Source organism: Hyalangium ruber (genome assembly GCF_034259325.1).
GTDB classification, from domain to species: Bacteria; Myxococcota; Myxococcia; order Myxococcales; family Myxococcaceae; genus Hyalangium_A; species Hyalangium_A rubrum.
Genome location: NZ_JAXIVS010000008.1, coordinates 407,621 through 424,592 on the forward strand (window position 1 = coordinate 407,621; position 16,972 = coordinate 424,592).

Sequence of the window (16,972 nt, forward strand, 5' to 3'; positions counted from 1 at the left end):
CTGAGTTCTTGCGCCTGCTCACCCTCGGTACCCAGAGAGTCGATGGGCTGAGAACACGCCAGCAGGAAGCATAGGAGTAGCGGAAGGTGCCGCGATGCAGAGGGCAACATGACGTCGGTGGCAGGATGGGTGGGGAGGGAGCAGTATGCCGGACACCTGTCACGTGTCTGAATAGGGCACTCCCTGGCACGTGGTGGCCTGCCTGCCGCCCGGTCTGTCGTGTAAGCGGCTCTCCTGCCTCCAAGGTGGGCTCCTACTCTCGGCGGTGTAGGCAACGGCCCCTGCGAGCACAGGTGTGAACCAGCCGAGTGCATCGGCAAGCCCGAAGGGCAGCAGGATGCAGAAGAGAAGCACCCTGTAAGCGAAGGGGAGGGGGGAACCGGTTAATTAACCCTCATCAATGCGGGCGAGGGCGCCCCCCTCTACTCTCGAGGCCACAACGTCGCTGAACGTTCTGGAGCCCTCGAGATGAACACCACCCGCCTTCACTCCCGCTCCCTGGGAATTCTCTTTCTCCTTCCGTTTTTCGCCTACGGCATCGGCACCGCGCTCGTCACCTCCGTCCTGACGGAGCCGGAGCACCTGGCCGTGGTGGCCGGTCAGAGGACGTTGTTCGTCGGGGGCGCGCTGCTGCTCCTGTTGAACTCCATCACCGTCGTCGGGATTGGCGTGCTGTTCTTTCCAATACTCCGCGAGCGGAGCCTGAGCATCGCCGTCGCATACGTCTGCACGCGGGTCATGGAGGCGCTGATCCTCATCGTCGGAGTGGTGTTCCTTCTGTGCATCCTTCAGCTCGGAGAATCCGCGCAAGGGCAGACGACGCCGGAGCTGGTGACCCTGTCCAAACTTCTCTCGAAGGGGAACTTCTGGGCGTACCAGCTCGCGATGATCATCCTAGGGGCCGGCAGCGTGGTGTTCTGCCTGTCGCTGTACCGCTCCCGGCTTCTTCCATCGTTGCTCCCGCTGGTGGGCGCGGTGGGCTACGGGATGCTGGCTCTGGGGTCCGTGCTCGAGCTCTTCGGGCTGCCGTGGGGCATCTTCTTTTCCGGGCCCGGGGGCCTGTTCGAGCTGTTCCTCGGCGGCTGGCTCATCGCCAAGGGGTTCCGGACGGTCACGCCTTCCGTCGCGACGTAGCCGGCTTGCCGCGCGTGGCGATACGCTTTCGGATCCGGCTCAGTGACTCGGGCTTCACGCCGATGTAGCTGGCCAGCTGGTACTGGGGAATCCGCTGGAGGATGTCCGGCCGCGTCTTCGAGAGCTTGAGGTAGCGTTGCTCCGGGGTATCGGTGAGATGGGAAGCGAACCACTCCTGCTGTTCCGCCAGGACCTTCTGCATCACCATTCGGGAGATGCTCTCGAAGCGAGGGAAGCGTCGATACAGGTCTCCCTCGCGTTGCCCGGTGCCCACCACCAGCGTGGTGTCTTCCGCGCAGACCAGGAAGTGATCCGCGGGGGTCTGGTTCATCATGCTTTGAATCGAGAGGACCCATTCGTCCTCGGTGAAGAACCCGTTGCTCCGCTCTTCACCGTCGACGACGTAGTACTGGCGGACGCAGCCCTGGAGGACGAAGTAGGCCTCGGTGCAGACCTGGCCCGCCATGAGCAAGTGCGTGCCTTTCGGACAGGTCTTCACCACCATGCTGTCCAGGATGGCCTGGGCTTCCTCGTCCGACAGAGGAGAGATGCGGTGGAAGTAGTCGACGAGCTTGCGTTTCATGAGAGCACTGCGCGACCGGCGGGAACCCCGTGAAAGCGAGCATGACCGCCAAGGCAATCGGGTAGAAGACTGTACCCGAGGAGACTCGCATGCCGAAAACGATGACGCTGTCCCAGGTGATGAAGCAGCTCGAGGCTCATGGTGACGAGAAGGTGCGCCAGCGCTACGTGCGCGATGGCGCGGGGGACAACGTTTTCGGCGTGCTGCTCGGCAAGATCCGTGGCCTCGCGGAGGCGCTCGGGACGAACCACGGGCTCGGCCTGGAGCTGTGGGCGACGGGCAACCACGAGGCGCGCATCCTCGCGTGCATGCTGCTCGATCCTGAGGCGCTCACCGAGAAGGAGGCGCGCGCGCTCCTCGAGCCGCTCTCGAACCCGACCCTGGTCGACGAACTCGTCGGACGCGTGCTCGTGCATGCGCCCATCGCCGAGGCGCTGCAAGTGCGGTGGATGGACGGCAGCAAGGAGCTCCCCCGCCGCGCCGGGTGGAAGCTCCTCGCTGGGCGCATCGCGCGCGGGCTCGCGAAGGACCTCGACGTCCGCGCGACGCTCGCGCGCATCGAGCGTGAGTTGCCGCCCGCACCGTACCGGGTGAAGGAGGGCATCAACTTCTGCCTCGTCTGGATCGGCCTCCACCTGCCCGAGTACACCGGGGAGGCCATCGCCATCGGCGAGCGCCTCGGCCGGTGGGACCCCCGACCGATCCCGAAGGGCTGCACGTCGAGCTACGCACCGGAGTGGATCGCGGCGTCGCTCGCGCTGCGTCGAGGCGAGAAGACCGAGGCACGAAAGGCGATGGAGGCGACCGCAAAGACGAAGGCCGCTCCGGTCAGGAAGAAGAGCACCGGGAAGAGGCCCGCTGCCCGGAAGGGGGCGCGCTGACATCACGCGCCAGGCGCCAATGGCGCCCAGCAGGATGGTTCGGCTCATGGTGTCTCTCGAGAGTCGCATCGTGACAACGCCGCCATCCTGTCCTGTGCGAGTCCGCACACTGTCCACGAGAGTTCAGAATGCCAGGCGGCCAGTTCGGTCTCCAACGGACCGGAGTGTCGGGTTTTCTGCGCTTCCTCCCGCGGCCCGGGGCATGCCAGTCGGGGGCAGGGAATGCCGTTGTTCATCCTTCATTTCGGGGTAAAGGCAGCCTGTCTCTGCGCCTGACTGGTGCTGTTTCCTTGTGGAGAGCGTATCTCGTGACATCGAAGGCTCAGCAGCAGGAACCCTACGCCGACATCTTCGTCGGCGACGGCGAGATGGCCAGACTGATGCGAGCCCACGACTGGGCCTCCACTTCCTTGGGCTCACCGGAGAACTGGCCGAACGCGCTGAAGGTGGCCCTTCGGCTGCTGCTCACCTCGCGGTTCGAGATGTGGCTGGGATGGGGTCCCGACATCCACTTCTTCTACAACGACGCCTACCGGCCCACGCTGGGAGTCAAGCACCCGAAGTCACTCGGGATGCCGACCCGCATCCTGTGGGCCGAGATCTGGGACGACGTCAAAGACCGCCTGCGGACTGTCTACGAGCGGGGAGAGTCGACCTGGGACCGGGCCCTGCTGCTCGTCCTGCACCGCAACGGCTATCCCGAGGAGACCTACCACACCTTCTCCTATAGCCCGCTGATCGGCGACAGCGGCAAGGTGGAAGGGGTGTTTTGCGCCGTCTCGGAAGAGACGGACCGGGTGATCAGCGAGCGCCGTCTGGCATCACTCCGCGAGCTGGCGTCCCGGCTCGCTCCGGCCTCGCTCCGGTCCGAGGTGATCGACGCCGTTCGGGAGGGGCTCGGCGGCAATCTGCACGATCTCCCCTTCAGTCTGACCTATCTGTTCGACGAGGAGGGCCGGGGGCATCTGGCCTGTGCGACTGGGATTGAGCCCGGCCACGGCTGCGCGCCTGAGACCCTGGCCCCAAGCGGTGACATCTGGGACCTGAGCTCCGTCTGGGCCGGCGAGGCAAACGTGACGGTGGACCTCTACAGCCGCGAGGCCCTGCCGACGGGTGCCTGGGACAAGCCGCCAACTACCGCCGCGGTGGTTCCGCTGATCGGCCAGGGGGGCGAGCGCCCGCGAGGAGCGATGATCATCGGGCTAAACCCCTACCGCCCGGCGGACTCGAGCTATGTGCCGTTCCTGAATCTCTTGGTGGGGCAAGTGGCGTCCAGCCTGGCCAGCGCCGAGGCACACGAAGCCGCGCGCCAGCGGGCTGCGGTGCTGACAGAGGCCGTGAAGATACGCCAGCAGGCGGCCGAGGTCCTGCGCCAGGCCAATGAGCAGCTGACCTCCGAAGTCGAGCTGCGCACCCAGGAGCGCGACCGCTTCCGCACGCTGTTCCATCAGGCTCCCAGCTTCATGTGCATCCTGTCCGGCCCGGACCACGTGTTCGAGCTGGTCAACAGCGCCTACCTGCAGCTGGTCGGCCACCGCGACCTGATCGGCCTTCCGGTGCGCAAGGCCCTGCCGGAGATCGAGGGCCAGGGCTTTTTCGAGCTGCTGGACGGGGTCTATGCCAAGGGCAAACCCTTCGTGGGCCGCAACATGCCGGTGATGCTCCAGCGCACGCGCGGCGATGCACTGGAGGAGCGTTTCGTCCACCTCGTCTATCAGCCGATCCTGGCGCCGGACGGCAAAGTGTCCGGCATCTTCGTCGACGGCTACGACGTCACGCACCAGAAGCGCGCCGAAGAGCAACTGCAGCGCCTGAACGAGACGCTCGAGCAGCGGGTCGCGGCGCGCACGGACGAGCTGGCGGAAGCGCTCGACCACCTGCAGCGGGAGACAGCGGAACGGCGGCAGATGGAGGCGGCTCTGCGTCAGGCCCAGAAGATCGAGGCCCTCGGCAAACTCACAGGGGGCGTCGCCCACGACTTCAACAACCTCCTGCAGGTGATCAGCGGAAACCTGCAACTGCTGGCGAAGGACATCGCCGGCAACGCCCGGGCCGAGACCCGCGTACAAAACGCCATGGCCGGGGTGGCGCGAGGCTCGAAGCTGGCCTCGCAGCTCCTGGCCTTCGGCCGTCGTCAGCCGCTGGAGCCCAAGGCGGTGAACCTGGGCCGCCTGCTGAAGAACATGGACGATCTGCTGCGGCGAGCGCTGGGCGAGGACATCGAGATCGAGACCGTGGTCTCGGGCGGGCTGTGGAACACCCTGGTCGACCCGAATCAGATCGAGAATGCCATCCTCAACCTGGCGATCAACGCTCGGGACGCCATGCAGTCCGGCGGCCGGCTGACGATCGAAGCGGGCAACGCCCTGCTGGACGACGAGTACGCGGGCCAGCACGAGGAGGTGAAGCCCGGTCAATACGTGATGATCGCCGTCACCGACACCGGCACGGGGATTCCTCCGGACATCCTGGAGCGCGTGTTCGAACCCTTCTTCAGCACCAAGCCGGAAGGAAAGGGGACCGGTCTGGGACTCTCGATGGTGCATGGACTGGTCAAGCAGTCCGGCGGCCATATCAAGATCTACAGCGAGGTCGGCGAGGGCACGACCATCAGGTTGTACCTGCCGCGCGTCGCCCAGGGCGAGGACGTCCTCACCGACATCAGCAAGACGCCGGTGCGCGGCGGGACCGAGACCATCCTGGTGGTCGAGGACGACGACGACGTGCGGGAGACCGCGGTCAGCCTCCTCTCCGAGCTCGGCTACCGGGTGCTCAAGGCCCGCGATGCGGCCAGTGCCCTGAGCGTCATCGAGAGCGGAATCCCGATCGACCTCCTGTTCACGGACGTGGTGATGCCCGGCCCGCTGCGGAGCCCGGAACTCGCCCGCAAGGCCAAGGAGCGCCTCCCGCATGTCGGGGTGCTGTTCACCTCGGGCTATACCGAGAACGCCATCGTCCACCATGGGCGGCTGGACGCGGGCGTGGAGCTGCTCTCCAAGCCCTACACGCGCGAAGCCCTGGCCCGGAAGGTGCGGCACGTGCTGGGCAACGAGGCGCAGCATCGGCTGGTGAAGCAGCAGCGGACCGAGGCGTCCGCCCCACCCCCGGCGGCGGAGGACGTGCCACGTCGCCTCAGGATCATGCTGGTTGAGGACGACGAACTCATTCGTTCAAGCACGGCCGAGTACCTGATGGACCAGGGGCACGTGGTGGTGGAGGCCCAGGACGCCGAGAGCGCGCTCGCCGCGCTTTCCACCTGCCAGGCGGATGTCCTCATGACCGACGTGGGGCTGCCGGGGCGATCAGGCACAGAGCTGGCGCGTGAGGCGGTCGCCCGCTGGCCACACTTGAGGGTGATCTTCGCCAGTGGCGACGACGCGGCATCGGCGGAATCGGGCCTGGCGGACGCCGTGGTGCTGCTGAAGCCCTACACGCCCAAGGACCTGGCAGCGGCCTTGGTCATGAAGACGGTCCAGCGGACGCGCAAGCGCTAGCCTCTGAGGCGATCTCCCGGCCCAGCCGCAGCCGATAGCTTTGCTCCTGTGCGTCCTCTTGGGACGCGCCCGTGTTCAAGGTGGACGCGCTCCAGGCTTGGCGGCACTTTCTCCTGCGGGTGTACCCCTCTGAGACAGGCCCGCGCCCGGGTTGGCTCCCCCCTTGCACAAGGGGGCGCGTCCAACCCGTTCTCAAAGAGCTCATTCCCCATGTCGCTCAAGAAGTTGAAGGCTGTACCCGGCACCACGTGGATGGCCATGGCCGGCCTCCTGCTCACCGCCTGTAACCCCGAGGCAGGACAGCCGGAGACGCGTCCGGCCTGGAGTGACCCCGAGAGCGCCTGGGTCTCTGCCGACGCGCCCGTGCGCGAGGGCTATATCTGGAACGGAGCCCGGGAGCGGTTCGAGGCGGTGCGCTACGCCGACGTGGATGGGATGGCCGTGCTGGAGGGCGACATCTTGCTGGGGAGTGTGGAGCAGGTGGAGGCACTCACCCGCGAGGTCCAGGCCCAGGGAGGGCCCCAGTCCCAAGGAGTGCGGGCGCAAGGCGTGGCCATCAGCGGCGCGTTCTACAGGTGGCCTGATGCGGTGGTGCCGTACACCATCAACCCGAACCTCCCCAGCCAGAACCGGGTGACGGACGCCATCGCCCACTGGCAGTCGAAGACGCAACTGCGCTTCGTACTGCGAACGGCGAGCAATGCGGCGATCTACCCGAACTACGTCACCTTCCAGCCCGGCGACGGGTGCAACTCGTGGGTGGGAATGCAAGGCGGCCAGCAGGCCATCAACCTGGCGGCCAATTGCTCCACGGGCAGCACCATCCATGAAATCGGCCACGCCATCGGTCTGTGGCACGAGCAGAGCCGCGAGGACCGCGACGCCCACGTGCGCATCCGGTGGGAGAACATCCAGGCCGGCTACGCGCACAACTTCGACAAGCAGGTCAGCAATGGCGAGGATGTGTTCGGCTACGACTTCGACTCCATCATGCACTACGGGGCCTACGCGTTCTCCGCCAATGGGCAGCCCACCCTCGAGACGCTGGGGGGCCAGTCCATCGGCCAGCGCAACGGGTTGAGCAACACGGACGTGAACGCCTCCATCAAGCTGTACTCGCGGCAGATTCTGGTCAACGAGGCCATTCCGCACTTCCAGAGTTGGGCTGCGGAGACCCGCGCGGTGGTGACAGGCGACTTCAATGGAGATGGGCGGACGGACATCGCGGCGGTGGGCGCTGGCGGCTGGTCGAACTTGCCCGTAGCGCTCTCCAACGGCAATGGCTCCTTCCGCCTGGTGAACGAGGGCATCCCTTACTTCCAGAGCTGGGCTGCGGAGACCCGTACGGTGGTGACGGGCGACTTCAATGGGGATGGGCGGACAGACATCGCGGCGGTAGGCGCTGGCGGCTGGTCGGGCTTGCCCGTAGCACTCTCCAACGGCAATGGCTCCTTCCGTCTGGTGAATGAGGGCATCCCGTACTTCCAGAGCTGGGCTGCGGAGACCCGTACGGTGGTGACAGGCGACTTCAATGGGGATGGGTGGACGGACATCGCGGCGGTGGGCGCTGGCGGCTGGTCGGGCTTGCCCGTAGCGCTCTCCAACGGCAATGGCTCCTTCCGCCTGGTGAACGAGGGCATCCCTTACTTCCAGAGCTGGGCTGCGGAGACCCGTACGGTGGTGACAGGCGACTTCAATGGAGATGGGCGGACGGACATCGCGGCGGTGGGCGCTGGCGGCTGGTCGGGCTTGCCCGTAGCACTCTCCAACGGCAATGGCTCCTTCCGCCTGGTGAATGAGGGCATCCCTTACTTCCAGAGCTGGGCTGCGGAGACCCGTACAGTGGTGACGGGCGACTTCAATGGGGATGGGCGGACGGACCTCGCAGCGGTGGGCGCCAACGGCTGGTCGGGCTTGCCCGTAGCGCTCTCCAACGGCAATGGCTCCTTCCAGTTGGTCAACGAGGGCATTCCTCACTTCCAAACCCAGGCCGCTGCGACGCGTACGGTGGTGACAGGCGACTTCAATGGAGATGGGCGGACGGACATCGCGGCCGTGGGTGCTGACGGCTGGGGAGCCTTGCCCATGGCGATCTCCAACGGCAATGGTTCCTTCCGCTCGCCCAATGAGTACATCCCGTACTTCCAGAGCTGGGCCTCGGCGACACGTACAGTGGTAACAGGCGACTTCAATGGAGATGGGCGGACGGACCTCGCGGCGGTGGGCGCTGGTGGATGGGCGGCCGTGCCCGTAGCGCTCATCTACTGAATCAGCGAGGAGACCGGTCAGCCCTCGTGGCGCCTGCTTTCCTCCCCACCTCGATGCGAAATTCCCGCAACTCGCGGCCGCCTCCCGGGTTCGAGGAACCGAACCCTGGAGGAACGCATCCATGAAGTGGACTGGAATGAAGCGCACTGGGCAGTGGAGTCTCATCTCGGCGGCCGGACTGCTCGCGCTGGGCTTTGGCGGTTGTGGGCCCTCGGAGGAGGGCCTCGAGCCCCTCGCCGCCGTGTCTCCGAACACCTCAAGCGCGGCTCTGACGGTGTATCAGCAGGCCGCGGTGGACACGGCCAACACCTCCCAGCACTGCGATACGCTGGGCAACTTCCACTGGGAGTTGGGCGACGGGGCCACGGTGCATTTCAGCCTGTCCCGAGGCACCGGTGTGGGCGCATTCACGGAGATGCCGCTCGCCTCCGCGAGCAAGTGGCTCTATGCGAGCGCCTACCTGCAGTCCAAGGGCTACGCCAACCTCACCCCGAACGAGAAGAGGCGGCTCAACTTCACCAGCGGCTACCTCGAAGGCATTGACGCGACGTGTGGAGACCCGGGGACGACCGTCTCGGCGTGCTACGGCCCGAGTTACAAGAACGTCTCCTACAATGCCTCCCAGGAGGGCAAGTACTACTACGACGGCGGGCACATGCAGAAGCTGGCCGCGGACGACATCGGCATCCGGTCGGGTACGGGCTTCGCCAGTGTCATGGACTGGGTCAACAAGTGGTTGAGCACCAGCCTGCCCGAGTCCGACAACGCCGTGAGCGTGGCCGGAGGATTTCACGGCAGCGCGGCGCACTACCGCCTCTTCCTCCAGAAGCTGCTCAACAACCAATACGCCATGTCCTCCCAGTTGGTGTCGGACGCGGTGCCGGCCTACGCGGGCGGTCCTGGCGTGGCGTTCACGCCCTGGTCTTCGAGCCAGAGGGCTTTCTACGGGCTCGGGCACTGGTTGGAGCGAGAGTGGCTCAATGGCGCCTGGACGCTGACGGGCCACTCCTCGCCGGGAAAGTTCGGGTTCTACCCGTGGGTGGACGCTGGCAAGACGCAGTACATGATTCTGGCCCGCTCCCGGGTGCTCCTCGCCAACAACGAGGGAGAGAAGTCGCGCCTGTGCGCGCACGCCATCCGCCGGGCCTACCTGACGGGCGTGCCGGAGCCATAGCAGGGCCTTTCGGCGGGGCCAAACTGTGTATGCTGGGGTCATTGCTGGTGGCGGACCTCGCAGCCCAACGTGAACCCCATTCGTATCCCTGAGACAACGACGAGAGGCGTGGCATGGGAATGAAGCTCGACATCAATGGCGCGGTCCGCGAGGTGGAAGCCAGCGGCGACATGCCGCTGCTATGGGTCCTGCGTGACCTTCTCCAACTGAGCGGGACGAAGTACGGCTGCGGAATGGCGCAGTGTGGGGCGTGTACGGTGCATCTCGACGGCAAGCCTGTTCGCTCCTGCATCACACCCGTCTCGAGCGTCGGTGCGCGCAAGGTCACGACGATCGAGGGGCTGTCACCGGATGGCTCGCACCCCGTGCAGCGTGCATGGGCCGAGGCGGATGTCGTGCAGTGTGGATACTGCCAGTCCGGTCAGATCATGACGGCCGTGGCGCTGCTCGAGAAGAAGGCCGAGCCGACGGACTCCGACATCGACGCCGCGCTGTCGGGCAACATCTGCCGCTGCGGGACGTACGAGCGCGTGCGCGAAGCGGTCCGGCTCGCCGTGCGGTTGAAGCGAGGTGCCAAGTGACAGTCTCGCGACGAGGATTTCTCACCGGTGCGGCGGCGAGTACGGCGGGGCTGGTGATCAGCTTCTATGTACCAAAGCTCGTGCATGCCGCGCCCAAGGCCGCGCAGCCGCTGCCGTCCCCGAACGCGTTCCTGCGAATCGGCAGTGATGACTCGGTCACCGTACTGCTCGCGCACTCCGAGATGGGCCAGGGAATCTGGACTGGCCTGGCGATGCTGATCGCGGAAGAGCTCGACTGTGACTGGTCGAAGGTGCGCTGCGAGCACGCACCCGCCGCGCCGGTTTACGGCCACCCCGCCATGGGCATCCAGATGACGGGCGGGTCAACGACCACGCACGGCGAGTTCGACCGGTACCGCAACGTTGGCGCGACGGCGAAGGCGCTGCTCCTGCGCGCAGCCGCAGCGAGCTGGAAGACCACGCCAGGGAAGCTCACCGCGGCCAATGGCGTGATCTCCTTCGGTGGCAAGACGCTGAAGTACGGCGAGGTCGCCGAGGCGGCGATGAAGCTGTCGCCTCCGAAGACGGTGAAGCTCAAGGAGCCGAAGGACTGGAAGCTGATCGGCACCCGGGTACGCCGGCTCGACACGCCCGAGAAGATCAACGGCAAGGCACAGTTCGGGATGGACGTCTCGTTCCCCGGCCTGCGGACCGCGGTCGTGCTGCGGCCGCCGGCGTTCGGCGCGAAGCTCGTGAAGTTCGACAGTGCCGATGCGCTGAAGGTCCCAGGTGTCGAGAAGGTCGTACAGACCGCGAACGGTGTCGCGGTGGTCGCCAGCCACTTCTGGGCGGCGAAGCTCGGTCGCGATGCCGTCCGCGCGGAGTGGTCGACCCCCGAGGACGGTGGTGCCAGCTCCGAGAAGATCCTCGCCGAGTACCGCAAGCTCTCACTTGGCGAGGGCGCGACCGTGGCCGACACCGGCAAAGTGAAGGAAACGATCAACCTCGCCGCCAGCAAGCTCGAGGCGTCGTACGAGGTGCCGTACCTCGCGCACGCCATGATGGAGCCGCTCAACTGCACCGTGAAGATCGACGGTGATCGCTGCGAGATCTGGACGGGTACCCAGTTCCAGACCGTCGATCAGGCCACCGCGGCGCACATCCTGGGCACGACGCCCGACAAGGTCACGATCCACACCACCTTCCTTGGCGGAGGCTTCGGCCGCCGCGCCAACCCGGCGTCGGACTTCGTGTCCGAGGCCGTGATCGTCGCGAAGGCGGCCGGTGTGCCAGTCAAGGTCATCTGGACGCGCGAGGACGACATGCGCGGCGGGTACTACCGCCCCGCGTATGTCCACCGCGTCAGCGTCGGCATCGACAAGGCGGGCATGCCAGCGGCGTGGCATCACGTCATCGTCGGGCAGTCGATCCTCGCTGGCACTCCGTTCGAGAAGTTCATGGTCCAGAACGGCATCGACGCGACGTCGGTCGAAGGCATCGCCGACTCGCCTTATCTCGAGACCACGAAGTCAAAGCACGTCTCGCTGCACTCCCCGAAGACGCCGATCACCGTGCTGTGGTGGCGCTCCGTGGGGCACACCCACACCGCGTTCGCGATGGAGAGCATGATCGACGAGCTGGCACACGCCGCCGGCAAGGATCCGCTCGCGTATCGCCTGGAGCTTCTGAAGGAGAAGCCTCGGTTCGCGCGCGCACTCGAGACGGCCGCGGCCAAGGCGGGCTGGGGAACGCCCGCCCCAGCGGGCCGGGCGCGTGGCCTCGCGGTGCATGAGTCGTTTGGCTCGATCATCGCCGAGGTCGCGGAGGTCTCGGTCGAGGGTGGACGCATCAAGGTCCATTCGGTGACGGCGGCGGTCGACTGCGGAACCGCGGTCAACCCGCTGGGGATCGAGGCTCAGGTCCAGGGCTCGATCGCGTTCGGGCTTACCGCGGCGCTCCACGGCAAGCTGACCATCGAGGGCGGCAAGGTCGTCGAGAGCAACTTCCACGACTATCCCGCGCTTCGCATGTTCGAGATGCCGAAGATCAGTGTTCACGTGATCGCCAGTGACGCGAAGATGGGTGGCATTGGCGAGCCAGCGACCGCGCCCATCGCGCCCGCCGTCGCGAACGCGGTGTTCGCGCTTACCAAGCAACGGCTGCGCACGCTGCCGCTGCGCCTCGCATAGGACTTCCGATGATGCGTACCTTCGTGACGCTCGTGCTCGTGCTCGCCGGATGCGGCGGCAAATCAGTGCCGACGCCCTCCGTGGGCGAGAAGCCGGACCAGGCCACCGGTGTGGCTGCATTCGCGACCGTGCGCGCGGTGCTCCAGCACCCGCGCTGCCAGAACTGCCATCCCGCGGGCGATGCGCCGCTGCAGGGCGACGAGGGCCGCGTACACGCGATGCGCGTGCTGCGCGGGCCCACGGGGCACGGCATGGCGGGTGCCGAATGCACGACGTGCCACGGCCCGGCGAATCCTCCGAGCAACTATGGCCTCCATGTCCCGCCTGGCTCGATCAAGGGCTGGCACATGCCGAAGCCCGAGGAGAAGCTCGTGTTCGTCGGCCTCGAGCCGCGTGCATTGTGTGAACAGGTCAAGGACCCGGCGCGCAACGGTGGCCTGGATATGGCCGCGCTCCGCATTCACCTCGAGGACCCGCTCGTGAAATGGGGGTGGGACCCGGGCTTTGGCCGCGCGCCGGTGTCCACGCCGTACGCGACGTTCATCGCCGCGTGGGAGACCTGGGCTGCCGCTGGCGCCCCGTGCCCCAACTGATCGGGCACGAAGGCGCCGTAAGGGAAAAGACAAAGGGCTCCCGGTTCCACCTGGGAGCCCTTCGTCATCCTGAGAGGAGGGAGCGGATTAGCGGCTCCGGCAGGCCAGCTCCGCGGTGAAGCTCAGCGTGTGGCCGTTGCCCGAGACGGTGAAGGTGTAGGTGCCCGCGCCGCCGTTGGCCTCCGCATCCCAGTTATACTGGTAGATGCAGCTCTCACCGGCGTGGTTCATGGCCGCCGAGTAGGAGAAGCCCTCCGGGCCGGAGATGGTGAGCGAGGGGCTCTCGCCGAAGTCGCCGCGCACGTGGACCGGGATGTGCGGCGGGCCGCGGCCGGTGCACAGGCTGGGGTTGCCCACCAGGTTGCCGAACGGCTCCATGCCCTCGCAGACGTTGTCCGGGGCGCAGTCGACCACGACGGTGATGGGCGCCGCGCACGTCTCCTTGGGCTCGCGGCCCTGCGAGCCGCTCTGTGTGAAGCACACCTGCACGGTGTGCTCCCCGTTGGGCAGGCTCACCGACAGCGCGTAGCCCGCCGTCTTGATGCGGCCGTCATGCAAGAAGTCCTGGGGCTGGATGAGCCCCATCTGCACCCGGTCCCCGCCGTCGATGGAGGCGGTGATGATGACCGAGTCCACCGAGCCGGTGGTGGTCACCGTGCCGGCGATGTCCACCTGCGCGGCCTCCTCGCTGGTGCAGGTGTTGGCCGTCACCTCGGCGGTGGCCGAGAGGCTGGTGCCGTTATCGGTGCCCCGGGCCGCCGTGGCGCTGCCCGCCTTGACCGCAGCCTGCTGCTGGCCCAGCTCCAGGCCCTGCTCCTCCTCGGCCACGCCACAGGCGGCGAAGAAGGTAAGTGCAAAGCACACAGACAGGATCTTCCGACTCAGGTTCATGGGGTGTGGCTCCAGGAGAGAAGGCTTGAGGGGTGTTTCGCGAGAAAGACCCGACTCCCCTGTTTTCGGCCACAGCCTATTTTTACGGTTTTATAGGAAACGCTTCGACCGGGACATGGGACAGGGCCAGCGGATTGCCGTGCTGGGTGGGGAAAGGGGGGCGCTGGCCATCACCGAAGGTAGTCACATCAAGCAACGCGGTCGCGACGACGGCGGCGGCGCAGCACCCAGATGCCGCAGACGGCCATCCACACGCTGATAGCCTGGGCGGGGCCCGATTCGCAGTTGCAGCCTGCGGGAGCGCCCGCGTCGACTTCGTCTTCGTCTTCTCCCGGTCCCTCACCTTCGCCTCCGCCTCCGCCCTCAGCGGGCGGTGGTGGTGGTGGTGGTGGTGGTGGCGGCGGTGGTGGTGGCAGCGGCGGTGTTCCGCTCGCCACGGGCAAGGTGACTACGCTTGGGTGCGCCGGGTCCGTGTAGATGGAGAGCGTCGTCGTCACGGGTGTCGGCGACGAGGACAGCGGCTCGGCGACGTTTGGATTCACCTCATAGTGCGGCGAGTTCGTCCCGCTGATCGCCACGCGGAGGCTGTGGCCAGCCTTCACCCGCACGGCAACCGGACCCAGGTCGAGCTCGAACGGGACAGGTACTCCCGGCGTGAGCGGCGTAATCACAGACGGATCTGCGACGAAGCGCCCACGGCGCACGCCGTCGGTGAGCAGGATCGACTTGCCACTCGGCGCGACCTGCGTCAGTCGCACGACGACGTCGACATCCGCAGTGGCGCTTGCAGCGTAGATCCGGGCCTTGGGGTTGCCGATGATCTCGTAGTCAGAAGTTCCCGGCGCAGTGGTGATCGTCAGCACATCGCCGCGCGCATCGATCGCCGACTGATCGCGAGGACCATCCGCCACGGAGAGGTTCGACCCGCCCACGGTCGGCACCGGGTTCGAAGGATCGACGGTCAACGTCGTGACGGCTTGCGCAGCGGTGAGATACCAGGGCGTCAGGACACTCCCCGGAGGCGGCCATAGCGTGCCCTGTCGCCACTCTCCGGTCGCGGCCACACCGTCATCGCTGATCTGCGTGACGAAGTAGCGCAGCGACGGCCACGTGGGCGTTCCCTTCCCTTTGAGGCAATGGTTGAAGAACGCGAGGTTGTCGTCCGTCGGCGCGGCCACGTTTGCGTAGGCGAGCTCACCGACCGGAGTCTGCGCGTCGCCGTGCGTCCAGGGGCCGAGCACCAGTGTGTGACCGGAGCCCGGCGCCGAGTCCGTCACGTAGTGCGAGAATGCCGCTGTTTGCTGCAGCGCGAAGACGTCGAAGAACCCTGACGTCATGTACACGCGAGCGCGAATTCGGCTGCGCTCGGTCGCATCGACGATCACCGGGTCCCAGTAGCTGCTCTTGGCTTCGTGGGCGCGCCAGGCGGCGAGTGTCGTCGGCGTCGGAAAGCCGTTGAGCCAAGACGTCGTCAACTCGGCTCGCCAGGCGCCTCCTGGCATGAGCGATTCATACAGGTTGTCGGAGGCATTCTGTACGTGGGCACAGCGCAGCGAATCCGGCGCATCTGGGAGCGCCAGGAGCTGCACGATGCCCTCGGCGGAGGCGCCGAAGGAGCCGATGTTGCCGTCGCACCAGGCTTGTTGCTCGATCCAGCGCATCGTCGCCGGACCATCCACGGCATCGGTAAAGAAGGGCAGGAACGTCCCCTCGGATCCTCCCCGCCCGCGCACGTCCTGGGAGACGACGATGTAGCCGTTCAGATCCGCCAGGTTCCACACGAGGAGCGATTGGGGGAACGGAAACCCGCGGCCGTAGGGCGTGCGACGAAGGATGACCGGGCGCGGCCCAGGAAATTGCGCCGGATCCGGCCTCCAAATATCCGTCATCAGCCTCGTGCCATCTGGCATCGGGACCATCACCTCGGTCTTCGTTGCCGCGAGCGCGGTCTGCGCGCACATGACGAAGATGAGGACAAGAAGGGGGGTGCGCATCATCGCTGGCCGGCCATCTGCTTGTTGAAGACGGACATGTGCCCCTCCTGGGGTTGCCACGAACTTTGACCAACTTCCCGCGGAGTGTACACGCGTCCGGGCTCCGCTCTGGGTGGGCTCGTCTGGCTCCGGATGCACTCGGCCCGTGAATCGCGCCCGATGGGGCTACTTCCTCACGTAGACCTCGCTCTCCACGTTCGGCGAGAAGGACCACGTGGGCTCGGACTGAAGCAGCAGCACTTGCTGTCCGTCGGGGCCACGGGGGGCTCCGGTGATGAAGTACCTGTGCGCGTACTTCTCGCCGGTGAGCACCAGCAGGTCATGCTCTACCTTCCACCGGCCCTGGTCCTTGTCGGTGGCGAACTGGATGGCGCCCACTTGCCCAGAGCCGCCGGTGAACGCGTATGTGTAGGTGTGGTCGTCGTTGAAGGTGAAGTCGACGGCGCGTGCCACCGCGGTCATCGAGGTCGCTCCCGTGACGGTGTTGATCCACTGCGCGGTGTTGGTGTCGCCGAACACGAAGTGGCCGGTCACCTCGTCATCCGAGACGAGCGGCCCGCCCGTGGGGCTGCCCTGGACCGTGGCGAGCAGCTCCTCGACGAAGGCGTGCGTCTTCGGGAACGAGAAGCTGATGATCATCTGCGAGCCCATCGCCGTGGTGTCGCAGCCCTGCACGACGAGGAACGGCTCGAGGCGCTCATCGGCCTCGACGAGGTAGAGGCTCACCATCACCGGTTCGGGGTTTCCAGGTCGCAGCAGCCGCGCGCGGCCGAAGTACGCCCGGGCGCCGTTGGACACGAAGCGGCGCTGCACCAGCGGTGCGTGGACCTGCTCGTAGGCGCCGCTGAGCAGCTTTCGCCACTGCGCGGAGAGCTTCTCCTCGGCGCCCTCGAGCCCCGCAAGGGGGGGCAGCCGCCTCACTTCGACCCAGTACACCTCGGTGTCGTCACGCTGCTCGCGACGCCAGCGGTCCTCGCCCACCTTTTGGAACGACGAGGGGGGCGCGAAGGTGAAGCCCGCGCCCCCGCTCGTGCGCATTCCCGCCGCTGGGGTCGTCTCTTCGCCACCCACCAGTCCGAGCACCAGGGTGCCGAAGCAGCAGGTGAAGGTAAGACCGACGAGTGCCGCCGTTACTGCGAGGGTGATCTTCACGCCCTTCGTCATGGCCGGACCCTATGGCAAGGCTCTCGGCTCCCTCAACTCCTCATCGCGCGAGCGGTCCTACTCGCTGGACACCCGCAGGGCCCGGC

12 protein-coding genes and 1 pseudogene are annotated in these 16,972 nt (G+C 66.6%); 8 read left to right on the top strand and 5 right to left on the bottom strand.

Features of this window, described 5'->3' with window-relative positions:
• Nucleotides 1-159: 159 nt before the first annotated feature.
• A pseudogene (locus tag SYV04_RS43650) lies at nt 160-372 on the bottom strand (hypothetical protein); the annotation flags it as partial.
• Between the two features lie 96 nt (nt 373-468).
• On the opposite strand from SYV04_RS43650, the gene SYV04_RS24630 reads away from it, so the two are divergent.
• Complete coding sequence (locus SYV04_RS24630) at nt 469-1,134, top strand: DUF4386 domain-containing protein (protein ID WP_321548321.1); 666 nt, start codon at nt 469-471, stop codon at nt 1,132-1,134.
• Here SYV04_RS24630 and SYV04_RS24635 read toward each other — a convergent pair.
• Nucleotides 1,112-1,717 carry a Crp/Fnr family transcriptional regulator gene (locus tag SYV04_RS24635; protein WP_321548322.1) on the bottom strand — a complete coding sequence of 202 codons (606 nt, stop codon included), beginning with the start codon at nt 1,715-1,717 and terminating at the stop codon, nt 1,112-1,114. The two genes, SYV04_RS24630 and SYV04_RS24635, sit on opposite strands and share 23 nt — an antisense overlap.
• Nucleotides 1,718-1,806: 89 nt before the next feature.
• On the opposite strand from SYV04_RS24635, the gene SYV04_RS24640 reads away from it, so the two are divergent.
• The 7 genes from SYV04_RS24640 (at nt 1,807) to SYV04_RS24670 (ending at nt 12,837) form a co-directional block, all read left to right on the top strand.
• On the top strand, nt 1,807-2,598 hold the full coding sequence (locus tag SYV04_RS24640) for a DNA alkylation repair protein (protein WP_321548323.1): 792 nt from the start codon (nt 1,807-1,809) through the stop codon (nt 2,596-2,598).
• 308 nt (nt 2,599-2,906) lie between these two features.
• A complete protein-coding gene (locus SYV04_RS24645) occupies nt 2,907-6,092 on the top strand; it encodes a response regulator (RefSeq protein ID WP_321548324.1) in 3,186 nt (1,061 codons plus the stop codon).
• 210 nt (nt 6,093-6,302) lie between these two features.
• Nucleotides 6,303-8,360: an FG-GAP-like repeat-containing protein gene (locus SYV04_RS24650; RefSeq protein ID WP_321548325.1), complete on the top strand. Its 2,058-nt coding sequence runs from the start codon at nt 6,303-6,305 to the stop codon at nt 8,358-8,360.
• 121 nt (nt 8,361-8,481) lie between these two features.
• Nucleotides 8,482-9,534, top strand: coding sequence for a hypothetical protein (locus tag SYV04_RS24655; RefSeq protein WP_321548326.1), 1,053 nt, complete (start codon nt 8,482-8,484; stop codon nt 9,532-9,534).
• A gap of 113 nt (nt 9,535-9,647) precedes the next feature.
• The gene (locus SYV04_RS24660; RefSeq protein WP_321548327.1) at nt 9,648-10,115 is read left to right on the top strand and encodes a (2Fe-2S)-binding protein; all 468 of its coding nucleotides are present in this window, start codon (nt 9,648-9,650) and stop codon (nt 10,113-10,115) included.
• Entirely contained in the window at nt 10,112-12,244 is a 2,133-nt protein-coding gene (locus tag SYV04_RS24665) for a xanthine dehydrogenase family protein molybdopterin-binding subunit (RefSeq protein WP_321548328.1), read from the top strand. Before SYV04_RS24660 ends, SYV04_RS24665 begins: the two co-directional genes overlap by 4 nt.
• A gap of 8 nt (nt 12,245-12,252) precedes the next feature.
• The gene (locus SYV04_RS24670; protein ID WP_321548329.1) at nt 12,253-12,837 is read left to right on the top strand and encodes an Isoquinoline 1-oxidoreductase subunit; all 585 of its coding nucleotides are present in this window, start codon (nt 12,253-12,255) and stop codon (nt 12,835-12,837) included.
• Between the two features lie 87 nt (nt 12,838-12,924).
• On the opposite strand, the gene SYV04_RS24675 is transcribed toward SYV04_RS24670, so the two are convergent.
• From SYV04_RS24675 to SYV04_RS24685, 3 genes are all read right to left on the bottom strand, one after another.
• The gene (locus SYV04_RS24675; RefSeq protein ID WP_321548330.1) at nt 12,925-13,728 is read right to left on the bottom strand and encodes a hypothetical protein; all 804 of its coding nucleotides are present in this window, start codon (nt 13,726-13,728) and stop codon (nt 12,925-12,927) included.
• A 188-nt stretch (nt 13,729-13,916) separates the two neighbouring features.
• Nucleotides 13,917-15,725: a CocE/NonD family hydrolase gene (locus SYV04_RS24680; RefSeq protein WP_321548331.1), complete on the bottom strand. Its 1,809-nt coding sequence runs from the start codon at nt 15,723-15,725 to the stop codon at nt 13,917-13,919.
• A gap of 162 nt (nt 15,726-15,887) precedes the next feature.
• Nucleotides 15,888-16,886, bottom strand: coding sequence for a hypothetical protein (locus SYV04_RS24685; protein WP_321548332.1), 999 nt, complete (start codon nt 16,884-16,886; stop codon nt 15,888-15,890).
• Nucleotides 16,887-16,972: the final 86 nt, after the last annotated feature.